Annotated in this window: 19 protein-coding genes; 7 read left to right on the top strand and 12 right to left on the bottom strand. The window is 70.4% G+C overall.

What is annotated here, in order from left to right; all coding sequences use genetic code 11:
* The first annotated feature begins 157 nt into the window (after positions 1-157).
* Complete coding sequence (locus O7615_RS00255; protein WP_278175075.1) at positions 158-1552, top strand: family 43 glycosylhydrolase; 1395 nt, start codon at positions 158-160, stop codon at positions 1550-1552.
* A 105-nt stretch (positions 1553-1657) separates the two neighbouring features.
* Here O7615_RS00255 and O7615_RS00250 read toward each other — a convergent pair whose 3' ends face one another.
* From O7615_RS00250 to O7615_RS00240, 3 genes are all read right to left on the bottom strand, one after another.
* On the bottom strand, positions 1658-2767 hold the full coding sequence (locus O7615_RS00250; RefSeq protein WP_278175074.1) for a lytic polysaccharide monooxygenase: 1110 nt from the start codon (positions 2765-2767) through the stop codon (positions 1658-1660).
* 174 nt (positions 2768-2941) lie between these two features.
* Positions 2942-3382, bottom strand: coding sequence for a GNAT family N-acetyltransferase (locus O7615_RS00245; RefSeq protein WP_278175073.1), 441 nt, complete (start codon positions 3380-3382; stop codon positions 2942-2944).
* A gap of 57 nt (positions 3383-3439) precedes the next feature.
* On the bottom strand, positions 3440-3700 hold the full coding sequence (locus O7615_RS00240; protein WP_278175072.1) for a Prokaryotic metallothionein: 261 nt from the start codon (positions 3698-3700) through the stop codon (positions 3440-3442).
* 196 nt (positions 3701-3896) lie between these two features.
* Between O7615_RS00240 and O7615_RS00235 the strand changes: the two genes are divergently transcribed.
* Positions 3897-4643, top strand: a complete 747-nt coding sequence (locus O7615_RS00235) for a lytic polysaccharide monooxygenase (protein ID WP_278175071.1) — start codon at positions 3897-3899, stop codon at positions 4641-4643.
* A complete protein-coding gene (locus tag O7615_RS00230; protein ID WP_278175070.1) occupies positions 4628-5305 on the top strand; it encodes a DUF305 domain-containing protein in 678 nt (225 codons plus the stop codon). The genes O7615_RS00235 and O7615_RS00230 overlap by 16 nt, the downstream gene beginning before the upstream one ends.
* Before the next feature lie 27 nt (positions 5306-5332).
* On the opposite strand, the gene msrB is transcribed toward O7615_RS00230, so the two are convergent.
* Complete coding sequence (gene msrB / locus O7615_RS00225; RefSeq protein WP_278175069.1) at positions 5333-5743, bottom strand: peptide-methionine (R)-S-oxide reductase MsrB; 411 nt, start codon at positions 5741-5743, stop codon at positions 5333-5335.
* Positions 5744-5790: 47 nt separating this feature from the next.
* Between msrB and ligD the strand changes: the two genes are divergently transcribed.
* A complete protein-coding gene (ligD, locus tag O7615_RS00220; protein ID WP_278175068.1) occupies positions 5791-6816 on the top strand; it encodes a non-homologous end-joining DNA ligase in 1026 nt (341 codons plus the stop codon).
* Positions 6817-6849: 33 nt separating this feature from the next.
* On the opposite strand, the gene O7615_RS00215 is transcribed toward ligD, so the two are convergent.
* Positions 6850-7047, bottom strand: coding sequence for a DUF397 domain-containing protein (locus O7615_RS00215; protein WP_278175067.1), 198 nt, complete (start codon positions 7045-7047; stop codon positions 6850-6852).
* Complete coding sequence (locus tag O7615_RS00210; protein WP_278175066.1) at positions 7040-7906, bottom strand: helix-turn-helix transcriptional regulator; 867 nt, start codon at positions 7904-7906, stop codon at positions 7040-7042. The genes O7615_RS00215 and O7615_RS00210 overlap by 8 nt, the downstream gene beginning before the upstream one ends.
* A 249-nt stretch (positions 7907-8155) precedes the next feature.
* Here O7615_RS00210 and O7615_RS00205 point away from each other — a divergent pair, with 249 nt between their 5' ends.
* Positions 8156-8443, top strand: coding sequence for a hypothetical protein (locus tag O7615_RS00205; RefSeq protein ID WP_278175065.1), 288 nt, complete (start codon positions 8156-8158; stop codon positions 8441-8443).
* On the opposite strand, the gene O7615_RS00200 is transcribed toward O7615_RS00205, so the two are convergent.
* A complete protein-coding gene (locus O7615_RS00200; RefSeq protein WP_278175064.1) occupies positions 8433-8885 on the bottom strand; it encodes a GNAT family N-acetyltransferase in 453 nt (150 codons plus the stop codon). The genes O7615_RS00205 and O7615_RS00200 overlap by 11 nt on opposite strands.
* 118 nt (positions 8886-9003) lie before the next feature.
* Here O7615_RS00200 and O7615_RS00195 point away from each other — a divergent pair, with 118 nt between their 5' ends.
* On the top strand, positions 9004-9267 hold the full coding sequence (locus O7615_RS00195) for a hypothetical protein (protein ID WP_278175063.1): 264 nt from the start codon (positions 9004-9006) through the stop codon (positions 9265-9267).
* Between the two features lie 47 nt (positions 9268-9314).
* On the opposite strand, the gene O7615_RS00190 is transcribed toward O7615_RS00195, so the two are convergent.
* The 3 genes from O7615_RS00190 to O7615_RS00180 form a co-directional block, all read right to left on the bottom strand.
* On the bottom strand, positions 9315-10556 hold the full coding sequence (locus O7615_RS00190) for an ATP-binding protein (protein WP_278175062.1): 1242 nt from the start codon (positions 10554-10556) through the stop codon (positions 9315-9317).
* 156 nt (positions 10557-10712) lie between these two features.
* Positions 10713-12296, bottom strand: a complete 1584-nt coding sequence (locus tag O7615_RS00185) for an alpha/beta hydrolase (RefSeq protein WP_278175061.1) — start codon at positions 12294-12296, stop codon at positions 10713-10715.
* 33 nt (positions 12297-12329) lie between these two features.
* On the bottom strand, positions 12330-13442 hold the full coding sequence (locus O7615_RS00180; protein WP_278175060.1) for an ATP-dependent DNA ligase: 1113 nt from the start codon (positions 13440-13442) through the stop codon (positions 12330-12332).
* Between the two features lie 136 nt (positions 13443-13578).
* Here O7615_RS00180 and O7615_RS00175 point away from each other — a divergent pair, with 136 nt between their 5' ends.
* The gene (locus O7615_RS00175) at positions 13579-13791 is read left to right on the top strand and encodes a hypothetical protein (RefSeq protein WP_278175059.1); all 213 of its coding nucleotides are present in this window, start codon (positions 13579-13581) and stop codon (positions 13789-13791) included.
* Between the two features lie 30 nt (positions 13792-13821).
* Here O7615_RS00175 and O7615_RS00170 read toward each other — a convergent pair whose 3' ends face one another.
* A complete protein-coding gene (locus O7615_RS00170; protein ID WP_278175058.1) occupies positions 13822-14739 on the bottom strand; it encodes a DNA-3-methyladenine glycosylase 2 family protein in 918 nt (305 codons plus the stop codon).
* 90 nt (positions 14740-14829) lie between these two features.
* Complete coding sequence (locus O7615_RS00165; RefSeq protein ID WP_278181923.1) at positions 14830-15486, bottom strand: hypothetical protein; 657 nt, start codon at positions 15484-15486, stop codon at positions 14830-14832.
* Positions 15487-15618 lie beyond the last annotated feature (132 nt).

Here is a 15618-nt window from a genome sequence, read left to right as displayed (position 1 = left end):
GCGTAACGCGGCCTTAACATCTGGGTCGTCGCCCACGATGGTCGGCTGACCTACCGCGCCGCGTCCTTGTTGGGCATCACGTCGACGCATCGTGTTAGCGCTCACACGGCTGGCCGGCGCCTCGGCGCCACCGACGAAGCGACAAGGGAGCCCTGTGATGCGTCTTCGCCATGTCCTCGCGCTATCCAGCCTGGCCACGAGTTTCCTCGTGGTCATCTCCGGCTCGGCCGCCCAGGCGGCGCCGTTACCGACCGGCGCCCGGTCGCTGGAGTCGGTGAACTATCCCGGGCGGTACGTCCGGCACCTCGACTTCCTCGGCCGAGTCGACCCGGTCACCGCCGGGAGCAGCGAACAGACCAAGCGGGACGCCACTCTCACCGTCGTCAACGGTCTGGCCTCCCCCGCCTGCTACTCGTTCCAGAGCAGGGAGGGACTGTTCCTGCGACACCGGGACTGGCGGCTGCGGGTCGATGCGAACACCGGCGATCCCACCTTCCGGGCGGACGCCACCTTCTGCGCGGTCGACGGCTCGGTCGCCGGCTCGGTCTCGCTCGTCTCCTACAACTACCCGGATCGCCGGATCCGGCATCGGGACTTCGCGCTGTGGCTGGAGACCTACCAGGACACCGCGATCTTCCGGGCGGACAGCTCGTTCCGGCTCACCGCGCCCTGGTCGCCCAAGACCAACAGGGGACCGGTCATCCCCGGCCTCTTCGCCGACCCGCACCTCACCACGTTCAACGGCCGCTACTACCTCTACCCCACCACCGATGGGTACGCGAGCTGGAGCGGTACCTACTACAAGGCGTTCTCCTCCACCGACCTGGTGAACTGGACCGACCACGGCGTGATCCTCGACCATGGCCCGGACGTGTCGTGGGCGGACAACTCGGCCTGGGCGCCGGCCATCGCGACCCGCAACGGCCGCTACTACCTGTACTTCAGTGGTGGCGCCGCGACCGGCAACACCGCCAAGCAACTCGGCGTCGCGGTGGCCGACACACCCACCGGACCCTTCCGGGACGCGCTCGGGCAGCCGTTGATCCGCAGCGGCCAGTTCTCCGGCCAGGCCATCGACCCGATGGTCTTCACCGACGACGACGGCCAGTCCTACCTGTACTGGGGTCAGGGCGCGGCGCGCGTCGTGCGGCTCAACCCCGACATGATCTCCTTCGACCCGGCACAGGTGCGGGTCATCACCCCGCCCGGCTACAACGAGGCGGCCTTCGTGTTCAAGCGCAACGGCATCTACTACTTCATGTGGTCGGAGAACGACACCCGCAGCGAGGACTACCGGGTCGCGTACGCCACCGGCAGCTCACCGTTGGGGCCGTGGACCACCCGCGGCGTCGTGCTGCAGAAGCGACCGGACATCGGCATCAAGGGCCCCGGTCACCATTCAGTGGTCCGGGCGCCGGGGACCGACACCTGGTACGTGGCCTATCACCGGTTCGCCGTACCGGCGGGCAACGGCACCAACCGGGAGGTCGCCATCGACCGGATGGAGTTCAACGCCGACGGCACCATCCGTCCGATCGTGCCGACTCCGTAGGGAAGGCCCGCGCCGCGCCGGGCCGAGCGAGCACGCCGGGCCGGGCGGGGGCGTCGGGCCGGGCGGGGCCGCGCCCGAGGGAGAGAGGCGCGGCCCCGACCGGGGTCAGGTGGTCGCCGAACAGGTCAGCGTCGGTGTGTTGTTCGTGCCGCTGGCCGAGGCCAGGAAGCCGAACGTGGTGCTGGCCCCGGCGCCGAGACCGCCGTTGTGGCCGGCGTTGCGGGCGGTCACCGTCGTACCGCTGGAGGTGACGGTGGCGTTCCAGGACTGGCTGATCTGTTGGCCGTTGGCGTACGTCCAGGTCACCGTCCATTCCCGGATGGCGGCGTTGCCCGCGGTCACCTGCACCTCACCCTGGAAGCCACCGGACCAGCTGTTGGTGACCCGGTACGTCGCCGAGCAGGCACCCGCCGGCGGGTTGGTCGGCGCCGGAGTGCTGGGCGGGGGAGTGCTGGGCGGCGGCGTGGTCGGCGGGGGAGTGCTGGGCGGCGGGGTGGTCGGCGGCGGCGTCGTGGGTGGCGTGGAGCCTCCGCCGAACTGCACGTCGCTGCAGATGTAGTACGACTGGTCGGCGTGGCTGGCCTGCCAGATGGTGTAGATGACGTGCCGGCCGGTGCGGCCGGACGCGTTCACCGGGACCTCGATGGACACCCCGTCGACCTCCCGCTGCCACTGGGAGGCCGGCGTGTTGCCGATCTGGCCGACCAGTTCCAGGTGCGACCAGGCCAGCGGCGTGGTCAGCGCGTCGTAGCCCTGCCGGGAGGCGTACACCCGGATGTAGTCGGCGCCGTGACTGGCCTGGTCGAAGAACTTGAGCCGGAAGTTGTTGGCGACGGAGGTGGTCCGCCAGGCACCGGCGGTGTCCAGCGCCCGGTAGCGCCCGTTCTCGGTGCGCCCGCCGGAGCAGAGCTGGCCGTCGGGGATGGCGGCCTGGTGGTTGCCCCGAACGCCCTCGCGGTACAGGCCGTTCCAGTTCCACATGGCGTTCGTGTCGGTCTGCCACGCCTGCCAGCACATCGGGTCCTCGGTGGCCATCCGCGGGTTCTGGAAGTCACCACCCCAGCGCTGCCAGCAACCGTAGTTGCGGGAGACGGGATTGGCCACGGAACCATGCGCGGAGACGGGGTCGACCAGCGCCGTGGTGAGCAGCAACGTCGCGACGGCCGCGACGGCCAGCGCCCACAACGCGCGCGATGATCTGAGGGGGTGGGACATGGAGCCTCCAGGGGAGAACGTCGGATCGCGACATCGCCCGGAGCACCGGGAGTTGCCCCCTCCCGCGCCGGCCGCCTGGCCCTGTGTGCTGGCTCCGACGGAAGAGTGGCACACACCATCGTCATGCGTCAATGCGGGCTCTCCGGCTGGTCAGTGCCGGATAAGGCGCGCCGGTCAGTGCCGGCGGCGCATCGGGGTGTGCGGGATGCCGTCCTCGACGTACTCCGGGCCGCTGACCGTGAAACCGTGCCGGGCGTAGAGGTCGACCAGGTGCGACTGGGCGTCCAGCACGCACGGGCGGTCGCCGATCTCGGCCAGCGCCGCCGCCATCAACCGCCCGGCGTGTCCGGCGCCCCGGGCCGCCGGCGCCACCACCACCCGTCCGATCCTGGCGACCCCGCCGGGGTCGGCCAGGATCCGCAGGTACGCCACCGGAGCGCCGTCGTGGGCCAGCCAGAGGTGCCGGGTGCCGGGTTCGACGTCGCGCCCGTCGATCTCCGGGTACGCGCACTCCTGCTCGACCACGAACACGTCGACGCGCAGCCGCACCAGGTCATGGAAGGTACGGGCGTCCAGGTCGGCGAAGCTGGCGACCCGCAGCTGCGTGCTCGGCATTCGGCCAGGCTAGGCCGTCACCGACCCGGCGGTCGCGCGCGGGTGGCGGGTGGACCGTCAGGCGGGGCGGGCGCCGACGGTGTCGCGGATCTGGGCACCCTGCTCGGTCTCCACCGCGCGGGCGCAGTGCGCGCAGCAGAAGAACCGGCCGGAGACCTCGACCCCGTGCCCGACGATCCTGACCTGGCAGTGCTCGCAGATCGGTGCCAACTTGTGCACGGCGCACTCGAAGCTGTCGAAGGTGTGTACGTCGCCGCTGACCGTACGCACCTCGAACGCCAGCCAGTAGTCGTTACCGCAGACCTCGCACGTCGCCACGACCGTTACCTCCGCAAAGTAGATGTTATGCGCCATATTGGCGCAGATCAGCGGTGGAGTGTGGCGGAACCGGCCAGGTCGTCCGGTTGGGCAGCGGGTGAGCACGCTTTTATCGACGATGGTCTTTACTGTTAACAAGGTTTAAATTATGTTGGTGGCACCTCACCAGGCAACACGCCGAGAAGGAGCTGCCGTCATGCGCCGAAGAATCACCCTTCCGCTCGTTGCGACGGGCGCCATGCTCTCCACCCTGGCCATCGCCGCCCCGGCCCACGCCCACGGCTACGTCTCGTCGCCGCCGAGCCGCCAGGCGCTCTGCGCCCAGAACCGCGTCCCCGACTGCGGGCAGATCAGGTGGGAACCGCAGAGCGTCGAAGGCCCCAAGGGGCTGCGCAACTGCCACGCCAACATCTCGCACTTCGCCGTCCTCAACGACGACAACCGCGGCTGGCCGGCCACCTCGGTCGGCAGCACGGTGACGTTCACCTGGGTCAACACCGCCATGCACGCCACCCGGGACTGGGAGTACTTCATCGGCAACAACCGGGTCGGGGTGTTCAGCGGCGGTGGGCGCCAGCCCGGCGCGACCGTCTCGCACACCGTCAACCTGTCCGGGTACTCCGGCCGGCAGAAGGTGCTGGCCGTGTGGAACATCTCCGACACCGCCAACGCCTTCTACGCCTGCGTCGACCTCCAGATCGGTGGTGGCGGCGGCAACCCGCCGCCGAGCCCGAGCCCGACCACCCCGCCCGCCCCGTCGCCCACGCCGACGGTCGCTCCCACCACCAACCCGCCGGCCGGCGGCACGTGGAGCGCGGGTCGTTCGTACGCCGTCGGGGACCAGGTCACCTACGGCGGCAACACCTACCGCTGCCGGCAGGCGCACACCGCCATCGCCGGGTGGGAGCCGCCGAACGTACCGGCGCTGTGGAGCCAGGTCTGACCAGCGGGGGGTGCGGTCGGGCCCGGCCGCACCTCCCGCCGGCCCTTACCCGCCGCGCGGTACGCCCGCTGCCCGCCCTGCCCGCCGTGCCCGCTCTGCTCGCCGTGCTGCTCGCCGCCGGGTGCGGTGGGGCGCCGGCCCGGTCGCCGGAGGGCAGCCCGCCGGGTGGTACGCCGCCGGCGGTCGCCGCTGGCACGACGCCGGCCGCCACCACCGAGATGACCGGCATCGACCTGCTGTTCCTGTCGATGATGGCCGGGCACACCGAGCAGACCCTGGAGATCGTCCGGCTGGTCCGGGACCGGCTCGCCGACAACGAGTTGCAGACCCTGGTCGCCGCCGTCGAGGTGACCGAGTCGGACGAGTTGACGACCGCGCATGCCTGGCTGGCGCAGGCCGGGCGTAGTGCCCGCGCCGACGACCACGCCGGGCACGGCAGCGGCCCGGAGCAACTGGCCCGGCTGCGCGACGCCCCGGCCGGCCAGGTCGACCGGGTGTTGATCGAGGTGCTCAGCGCCCACCAGCAGGCGGCGGCGGACCTGGCCCGGGCACACCTGGCGGCCGGCATCGACGAGCGGGTACGCGATCTCGCCCGGCGCGTCGAGCAGTCGCGTACCGCGCAGGTGGCGTTGCTGGCCGACCGGCCGGCGGCCAAGGGCTGACGCCGGCATGGTGGTGCGGCGTGGCCGTCAGGCGGCGCTGGGGTCCAGGCGGATGGAGAGCGAGTTCACGCAGTGGCGGGTGTCCTTCGGGGTGAAGCCCTCACCGTGGAAGACGTGCCCGAGGTGGCTGTCGCAGCGGGCACAGCGGATCTCGGTACGCCGCATGCCGAGGGAGTTGTCCTCGATCTCCCTGATCGCGCCCGGGATGGCGTCGTCGAAGCTCGGCCAGCCGCAGTGCGAGTCGAACTTGGTGTCGCTGGGGTACAACTCGGCACCGCAGGCGCGACACCGGTACATGCCGGGCGTCTTGGTGTCGACGTACTCGCCGGTCCAGGCGGGCTCCGTGCCGTGCTCGCGCAGCACCCGGAACTCGTCGGGGCTGAGCCGGACCCGCCACTCGTCCTCGGTGCGGGGCAGTTCGCTGTCGGGAACAGTCACCCGTCAACGGTACGCCGAAGGTCGGACCCATCGCATAAGGTCACGCAATGGGTGGCACGAGGGCGGCGGCTGAGCAGATCGAGGTGGCCGGGCAGACCGTACGGCTGTCCAGCCCGGATCGCGTGATCTTCCCGAGGCGCGGCTTCACCAAGTCCGACGTCTTCCACTACTACCTGAGCGTCGGCGACGGCATCATGCGCGCGCTGCGCGACCGGCCGACGACCCTGCAACGCTTCCCCGACGGCATCGAGGGGGAGATGTTCTTCCAGAAGCGGGTGCCGACCCGGGGCGTACCGCCCTGGGTGCGTACCGCGGAGATCAGCTTCCCCAGCGGGCGCAAGGCCGCGGAGCTCTGCCCGGCGGACCTGGCCCACGTCGCCTGGGCGGCGCAGATGGGCACGGTGGTGTTCCACCCGTGGCCGGTCCGCTCCGCCGACGTCGACCACCCCGACGAGCTGCGGGTCGACCTGGATCCGCAGCCCGGCACGGACTTCGCGCACGCCGCCACGGCGGCCGGCGAGTTGCGGGCGATCCTCGACGAGCTGGGCGTGACCGGCTGGCCGAAGACCTCCGGCGGCCGGGGCGTGCACGTCTACCTGCGCATCCAGCCCCGCTGGACGTTCGTCGAGGTACGCCGGGCCACCATCGCGCTGGCCCGGGAGCTGGCCCGCCGCCGCCCCGATCTGATCACCACCGCCTGGTGGAAGGAGGAGCGCGGCGAGCGGGTCTTCGTCGACTACAACCAGATGGCCCGGGATCGCACCATCGCCTGCGCATACTCGCTGCGCGCCAACGCCCGGGCGACCGTCTCCACCCCGGTCGCCTGGGACGAGTTGCCCGACGTCGACCCGGACGACTTCGACCTGCGTACCGTGCCGCAGCGGCTGGCGCAGCAGGACGACCCGCACGCCGGCATCGACGACGCCGGGTGGGACATCACGCCGCTGCTGGAGTGGGCCGAGCGGGACGCCGCCGCCGGCGAGGGCGACCTGCCCTACCCGCCCGACCACCCGAAGATGCCCGGCGAACCCAAGCGGGTCCAACCCTCCAAGGATCGCGACCGCCCCCGCTGACCGATGCCGGCGAACGCCTCTACGAGACGCCCCTTAGCCGAGACGGCTGGCCTTGAGGGTCTCGACAAAGGCACGCCACTGGAGTGCGTCGAACAGCAGCGCCGGCCCAGTCACGTCCTTGCTGTCCCGTACCCCCACCACGCCGACGAGATTGCCGGCCACCTCCACGCAGTTGCCCTGGTCGCTGCTGCGGCTGGCCTTTCGCCAGTTTGCACACGTTAGATCAGTCATGATGATTCCCCTTGATTCGTAGCATCAGCGCGCACGATGCCTGCACGCTCAATGCCGCAGCCCCGAGCTGGTTCCACACTTCGGCATACGCCCGAACCTCGTCCAGACGATCTAGGTATAGGGCGCCGGTCAGACTCTCGTGATAAACGGTGGTCGGCTCGGCTGAGCGTGCACCCTTGACAGGATAATCCAGGATGACGAAGCTCCCCGCGACGGCAGCACGATTGAGCCTCGCGGCGAGCGGCACAACTCTGACCGACATGTTGGACGTCTCGTTGGCCCTGATCAACTTCTCGATCTGCGCGCCCATGCCGGTTACACGCCGGTGGAGCAGGCCCTCGTCCAGGATCGCGTCGATGACGGGCGGGGCCGGACGTTGCCTGGTGAGAATGCGCTGACGTTCCAGCCGCAGCTCGATGAGCTTAGCTACCTCTTCATCGGTGATGCCCGGTCGGCATCGAGCCACTTCTGCGGTGTACTCGGGTGTCTGCAACAGGCCAGGAACAAGACCTTGCTCGTAGGTGCGAATATGATTAGCGGCTGACTCAAGCCCCACGTATAGCTGAAACCACCGGGGGATCACCTCACCGTAGGCGTGGTACCAGCCCTTGCTTTTGGACTCCTTGGCGAGACTGATGAGTACCTCAGTCAGCTCCGGCGGGGCGCCGTATAGCCGGCACATCTGCTCGACGTCCAGTGAGCGGATCGGAGTCTGGCCCGATTCGATCCGGTACATCTTCGCCCGCGACCACTCAAGATCGGCGCCAGCGGCTTCCAAGCCGATCCCCGCCTGCTCCCGCGCCTGGCGAAGCAGCCGCCCGAGTTCCCGCCGAGGCACTGTCGAGCCGACTTCAGCCATCGGCCGTCCTCCCTGTCTCGTCCTGACGCGCCATTGGGCTCGTGGCGAGACGGCTTCCGCATCCTCAAGTGATTGAAGCGTCTCTATCTGACTGTCTCACGGAGAGTGTGGCGCAGTCCAGCTTGCTTCCCGGATCGTGGCAGGTCAGGAGGCGTTGGACGCTGGCGTTAGGAGGCTCGGGGTGGCTCGATCGATGTGGTTCCAGGGCAAGGCTTGGTACTTCCGCCTCGTGGTGAGGCGGAGCCGCCGGTGAGCGGGGAGCATGGATTGTGGTCCGTGGAGGTGACGGACCTGCCCGAAATCGAGGTCGACAGCAAGCCGGAACTGCTGGTTCTCGTGACGGAGGACGACGGTCCGATCGGCTGGGCGATTGTCTTTCCCGAGGGTGACTTCTGGCTGGTGCGGAACTCCGCGCGGAGCCTGACCCACGGTTCCAGCCTCTCGATGCTGACGACCTTCTGGGCCACCGTCTTCGGGTGCGAGGTAGGGCGGCCCCGGCTGGTCGAGCCGGCGGCCGGCGACAGGATCAGAGACTGAGTTTCATGCCCTCGTGGCTGGCGACGAAGCCGAGGCCGAGGTAGAAGCGGTGCGCGTCGTGGCGGCTCTTGTCGGTGGTCAGCTGCACCAGGCCGCAGCCGCGCTGCCGCGCCTGTTCGATCGCCCACGTCATCATCTGCCGCCCCAGCCCGCGACCGCGCTGGTCCGAACGGACGCGGACGGCCTCGACCAGCAGCCGCTCGGTGCCGTGCCGCCCGAGTCCGGGGATGTAGGTGAGCTGCATGCAGCCGAGCACCTCGCCGCCGGCCTCGGCGACGACGAGGTGGTTGCGCGGGTCGGCGGTGATGTCGGCGAACGCCTTCTCGTACGTGGCGTCGACCTCCCCGACGTCGCGGGTGCGCCCGAGCATGTCGTCGGCCAGCAGGTCGAGCATGGCCGGCAGGTCGGCCCGGACCGCCGCACGGAAGATCGCGTCACTCACCCCGCGAGCGTCGCACACCGGCGCGACCCGATGCGCGGGAGCCACGACCCGATCGGTTCTGCCTGGTCGCCTAGGCGGCATCGTGCCGCTACAGGAGCAAGGCAGGAGGACAGGCCAGTTGAAGAGGGCACTGGCTGTCTCGGCCACTCGGTTGTTCACCGAGACCACGCCGGCATTGAACTGGCTGGAGTTGGAGGCGGTCGCCGAGACCGTACGGCTCGGGCACGACCGTACGTCACCGGCGCATCTGATCATGGGGGTACTCGTGCTTGAGGAGGAGATGCAGGCCGGGAACCTGCGGCCCGCCTCGCCATCCGATGTCGCGAACGACGTTCTAAGTTTGGGTGGTTGCTCCAGCCGTGAACGGGGCCGACTGGCGTAGGAGAGAGAGGTAGCTTTTCCTGGGGAAGGAGTCTGGAAGGCCCAGCGTCAGCCTGTTGTCCAGAGGGCCGAGATGGGGAGAGCGGTCAGGCCCTTGCCGAAGCTGAGCGAGTCGGTACCGCAGTGAAGGACGAAGCCGGCCCGGAAACGGTCGCCGAGGCGGCGCTGGAGTAGTCGGATACCTCGGAAGTCCTCGCTTCGAATCGTCTCGGATGCCTTTACCTCGACTCCGACTACATTGCCTGCGTTGTCCTCCAGGACCGCGTCCACTTCGTACTGGTCCCGGTCGCGATAGTGGTAGAGCCGAAGGGAGTTCCCTGCCCACGTCAGTTGACGGGCGACCTCGCCGAGAACGAAGTTCTCCAGGAGCCCGCCGAGCGGCCCGTCCGCGACCGCTCCGGAGGTGAGATAACCGGCCAACCCGGAGTCGACAAAGATGACCTTAGGCGTTGCGGTGGCTCGGGTCGTCGAGTTGGCCGACCACGCCGGGACCAGCCGAATCAGAAAGATGGTCTCCAATATACGCAGGTAGCTGCGTACAGTAGGAGCGGTGATGCTCAGCTCGCTGGCGAGCCGGTTCACATTGACTAGCCCAGCTGTTTGGGCGGCGAGCAGGGAGAGCAGCCGACGCATGTCGCCGATCCGTTCGATCTCCGCCACCTGCTTGACGTCGCGGGCGATCAGGTCGGCCAGGTAGCCCTCGAAGAACCGTTCCCGGCGGCGAGGTGCCTCCCGCCGGATCGCCTCGGGGTAGCCCCCGCGGACGGCTCGGGCAACGTAGTCACGCCGTCGAAGTTCGGTCAGCGGTGCCCGTAGATCCGCACCCACGGTGAAGGCGGCATCGACGAAGCTGTCGTAGGTACCGTCGATCTCGCCCTGCGACAGCGGCCACAGCTCGATGGTCTCGGAACGCCCCGGGAGAGCGTCCGGCAGACTCTGTAGGCCGAGCAGGCGGGCCGAGCCAGTGAGCAGGAATCGTCCTGGCCGAGGGTTCCGGTCAACCAGATTTTTGATCGCGAGCCAGAGATCGGGGACCCGCTGTACCTCGTCGATCAGCATGAGGCCGTCGTGACGGATGAAGCTGACCGGATCTGCCGCTGCGGCTGCGCGAGTGGCTGGATCATCCAAGAAGCGGGCGATACCACCTGATTCGTGCCTTAGTACGATCTCGGCGAGGGTGCTCTTCCCTACCTGGCGGGCGCCGTTCAGGACCACCACCCTGGTGTCGGTCAGTGCCTCCAAGACCAGGTCGGCCGCACGTCGAGGCAGGTAGTCGCCAGCTTTACGCATGCGGCGATCATACGCTCCGGCTTTATATCTGACGACTGGTCGGCTTTCCATCTGCCGATGGTCCGGCTTTCGTTTTGCCGGGCATGGCGGCTTCGATCTGCCGAGGTCAGTTGTTCACCTCCGGCCGTACGGGAGGCTCGGCCCGGAACAGACTGGTCAGCGCGCTGGGCAGCGCTTTCCCTCGGCGGGGACGGTCAGATCGATGAGGTAGGCATCGACGGCTTCGGTGATGCAGGTGGTCTGTGGATAGGCGGTGTGGCCCTCGCCCTCCCAGGTGAGCACCCGGCCCACGCCGAGCATCTCGGCCAGCGCCGGGGTCTGCTCGTAGGGGGTGGCCGGGTCGCCGGTGGTGCCGACGACCAGGATCGGCGGGGCGCCGTCGGCGCGGCCGGTGGGGTAGGGGTCGCTGCCGCCCGGCCACTCGGTGCAGGAGATTAGCCCGGACGCGAGCGCCGGGCCGAACAATGGGTACTGCCCGCGCCACTGGGACTGCAACTGGCGGATCCGTTCCAGGCTGGGCCGCTCCTCCTCGTCGGCGCAGTTGATCGCCAGGTTGGCGTCGAAGAGGTTGGTGTAGCGGCCGTTGTCGTCGCGGTCGGCGTAGTTGTCGGCGAGGCGGAACACGTCGCCCGGGTTGCCCTCGTTCAGCCGGTCGATGGCCTGGGCGAGTTGCTGCCAGCCGGATTCGGAGTAGAGCGAGGAGACGATCGCGTAGAAGATCCAGCCGGGGGTGGCCTCCCGGCCACCGGCGGAGCGGGTGGGGGAGACCTTGGCCTTGTCGATGGCCGAGGTGACCGCCGCTCGGGCGTCGGGCGCGATGGGGCAGCGGGCGGCGTTGGCCGCGCACCAGCGGGTGAAGTTGTCGAAGGCCCGTTCGAAGCCCTTGGCCTGGCCCTCCGAGCCCTCGATCAGGCCCTGCCGGGGGTCGACCGCGCCGTCGAGCACCAGCGCCCGCACCCGCTGCGGAAACAGCTGGGCGTACGTGGCGCCGAGCAGGGTGCCGTAGGAATAGCCGAGGTAGGTCAGCTTCTCGTCGCCGACAGCGGCCCGGACCGCGTCCATGTCCCGGGCGGCCTGCTCGGTGCCGTACAGCGGCAGCTGGTCACCGTACTTGTCGCCGCAGCCCTGGCCGATGCGCCGGCTGAGCGCCACGAGATCGTCGAAGGACTCCTGGCTCTCCGGGTCGGGGTCGTAGCCGAAGACGGCGTCGAGGTCGGCATCCGGAATGCACTCCACCGGGCTGGACCGGGCCACCCCGCGCGGGTCGAAGCCGACGATGTCGAACCGCTCCATGATCGAGTCGGGTAGGCCGCCGTACTGCTCGCCGAAGGAGAGGTAGACGGCGGTGTCCACCCCCGACCCACCCGGCCCGCCGGGGTTGACCAGCAGCGTGCCGATCCGGTCGCGCTGATGGGTGGAGCGGGCCCGCAGCAGGGCGATCTCGAAGGTCTGCCCGGCACCGGGGCCGGCCGTGGCGCCGCTGCCGCCGGCCCAGTCCCGGGGAACCTGGATGCGGGCACACTCGTACCGAATCTCCGGCGCGCTCCGCCCCACCACCTCGTCGGGCACCTCCGGGCAGGACCGCCAGGTCGGCGCCGCCCCCGGCGCCGCAGCCTCGCCCTCCGCGTCGGTGCGTGGCGCGAACGCCGGCAGCGTGCACCCGGCGGCGACCACCGCGGCGGCGACGAGGCCGGCCACGGTGAGCCGGAAACGGCGGATCCGGTCGGAAGTACGGGTCACGAGCGAGCCTCCGTGATCGGGTCGACGGCCAGGCTACGCGGAGTCGGGCGCGGACCCGGCCGGCATCGCCGGGTCTCCTCGCAGGACCTGGTCCACGTCGAACCGGACCGGCCGGTCAAGCTGATCGTATCGGCAGGAGAGCGGGTCGCGGTCGGGCCGCCAACGGGCGAAGCGCGCGGTGTGCCGGAACCGGTCGCCCTCCATCGCGTCGTACGCCACCTCGACCACCAGCTCCGGGCGCAGCGGCTCCCACTCCAGGTTCTTCGTGCCGGTCCACCGGCTGACCCCGCCCGGAATGCGCTGGCCCCGCTCGTGGTCGCCGTGCACCCACGGGTGCTCCGCCCCCACGTCGCGGTAGGGGGCCAGCTCGTCCAGCAGCTCGGCCCGGCGGGCCATGGTGAACGAGGCGCTCACCCCGACGTGATGCAGCACCCTGGCGTCGTCGTAGAGGCCGAGCAGGAGCGAGCCGACCACCGGCCCCGACTTGTGCCAGCGGAACCCGGCCACCACCACGTCGGCGGTGCGGGCGTGCTTGACCTTGGACATGAGTCGCTTGCCCGGCTCGTACGGCAGGTCGGCGGGCTTGGCGATCAGCCCGTCCAGCCCGGCGCCCTCGAAGACGTCGAACCAGCGGCGGGCGGTGTCGGCGTCGGTGGTGATCTGGGTGACGTGCACCGGGGGGCGCACGTCGGCCAGCGCCTGCTCCAGCCGGGCCCGGCGGGCCGGGTAGGGCGCGTCGAGCAGGCTCTCGTCGTCGAGGGCGAGCAGGTCGAAGGCGACGAAGTCGGCGGGGGTGGTCTCGGCGAGCAGCTTCACCCGGGAGGCCGCCGGGTGGATGCGCTGGGCCAGCAGCTCGAAGTCGAGCCGGGGCTGCCCGTCCGGGCCGTCGCGGCGGATCAGGATCAGCTCGCCGTCGACCGCGCAGCGCGGTGGCAGCTGCCGGCGGGCCTGCTCCACCACCTCGGGGAAGTAGCGGGTCATCGTCTTGCCGCCCCGGCTGGCCAGCTCCACCTCGTCACCGTCGCGGAAGACGATGCAGCGGAAGCCGTCCCACTTGGGCTCGTAGGTCATCCCCGGCCCGGTCGGGATCGACGCGACGCTGCGGGCGAGCATCGGCTCCACGGGCGGGTTGATCGGGAGGTCCACGGCGACCAGTCAACCAGACGGCACCGACAGCGGTGAGCCAGATCACGGCCGCCCGGTGGGTGGCGTGTCCGCCCCACGTCCGTGCCGTCCCGCCTGAGCGAATCGGAAAACCGCAGGTCGGAGCTACTTTCGCGGCATGCCGGAGTTGGTGTGCGGGTGCTGCGGACGGTGGCGGGTCAGCGTCGAGCTGATCCGGGGACGGTATGTCTACCGGCTCGTCCACCGCTATCCCCGTCGCTTCGGCGGCGGCAAGGACGTGCTCGGCGAGGCGGGCTCGGTCGCCGAGCTGGCGGAGCTGCTGCGCCGGCGTACCCCGGTGAGCCTGGCCGACCTGCGCGAGGCCGCCTGAGGCCCGCCGCCACCCGGCGGGCGGCGACGTTCAGAACCGGGCGAAGGATCGGATGGGGGCGCGGGGGCCGTAGCGGGGCGCCTGGACGGCGGCGGCCTCCAGCAGCCGGCAGACCCGGCCCCGGTGGCCCCGGAACGGCTCCAGCAGCTCCAGCATCCGGGCGTCGTCGCCGCGCGGTTCGCCGGCCAGGGCCCAGGCGACCGTGTTCGGTATGTGGTAGTCGCCGACGCTGACCGCGTCCGGGTCGCCGTACGCGACGCGGACCACCTCGGCGGCGGTCCACGGACCGATGCCCGCGATCGCGGTCAGCCGACGGGTGGCCTCGGCCGAGTCCGCGCAACGTTCCAGCCGGTCGGCAACCGCGGCGGCGCGGCGCAGCGTCTCGGCCCGGCGCTGCTCCACGCCGAACGGGTGGTAGACCCAGTAGGGGGCGGCGGCCACCGCCGCCGGCTCGGGCGGCAGCAGCAGGCGCACCGGCCCGGGTGCCGGCTCGGCGAAGTGGCGGACGGTCGCCGCGTACGCCCGGTAGGCCTCCGTGCCGGTGACCTTCTGCTCCAAAACGGCCCGCAGCACCCGGGGGAAGACCAGCCCGGTCGTCGGCATCCGCAGCCCGGCGTGCTGCGCGGCGAGCCGGGCCACCACGGGATGCGTCGCGGCGAGATCCGCGAACCCGGTCAGGTCGTCGCGCAGCCCGGCCACCGAGTCGGCGCGTTCGACGACCCAACCGGCACCCGGCCCGTACCCCTCGGCGACCAGGTCGCCGGCCTCCGGCCGCAGGGCGAGGGTGGCCGGTCCGTCGGGCGTGCGCGTCGCCCCCCAGAAGATGCCCGCGACAACCCGCGCGCAGGGGTCGTACGCGCTGAAGGTGAGCGGGCGGACCGACGCGGCCAGGCGGTAGCCGGGTGGTGGCCGCAGCACCCGACTCGCGGTGGGTTCGTCTCCGAGCACCGCCCTACTCTGCCACCTGGTCGGTGCCGGAACGCCGATGGCCGGCCGCGGCCCGACAGGGCGCGGCCGGCCAGCCACCGGTACGCGGGATCAGTAGTTGTAGTCGGGGGTGCTCGTCTCGGTCTTCGTCTCGGTCTTCGCCGGCGGAGCGACGGCCTTCGGGGTGCCCTTGGGCAGGCACTCCAGATTCTTGCTGCCGTCGGGGTTGACCACGAACCAGGTGCCGCCGACGCCCTGGCCCTTCCACTGGCCGGCCTTCTTGTCACCGATGTAGGTGTAGAGCGGCCAGCCGTCGAGGGTGATCTGGCGGGTGCCGTCCTCGCGGCTGATGGTGCCGACGGCGTCGTCGGAGACGCCCTTCAGCTTCGGGTCGCCGTCGGTCACTGCCGGCGGCCACACCTCGGCGCACTGACCGTCACAGTTCGACGACGGCGGGTCGTTGGTGTCGCGGTCGAAGCGGTACAGGAGGAATCCCTCCTGGTTCACCACGGCGCTGCCCATCCGGGGGAACTTCTTGCCGGTCAGGCTCGTGGTCGCCTTGACGCCGTCGGGCAGGGCAGCGGTCTCGGCCTCGGCGCCCGGTGACGCCGAGGCGCCCGGCTCCGCGCTGGCCTCGGGGTCCGGGGTCACGGTGGGCTCGACCGCGGCGACGGCGGCCTGCTCCCCGCCGTTCGTTCCGTCGTAGCCCGCGGGGGCGCAGGCCGTCAGCGCGACCATGGCGCTCACGGCGATGATGGTCCGCTTCATCTGTGCCACGTGCCCTCCTCATGCTTTGACAGTCACGGGGAAATACGCGGGAAGTGCTGTCAAGGTTGAACCCGAAAGGGTGGCTAAGTTCACAGGGTGCCGTTGAACCGTCTGAGCCCTCTGTGCGTGTGA

Source organism: Micromonospora sp. WMMD1082 (assembly GCF_029626175.1).
In the GTDB taxonomy this organism is placed as follows: Bacteria; Actinomycetota; Actinomycetes; order Mycobacteriales; family Micromonosporaceae; genus Micromonospora.
Note: the sequence above shows the minus strand (reverse complement) of the source record. Positions and strands in the feature narration are given on the sequence as shown.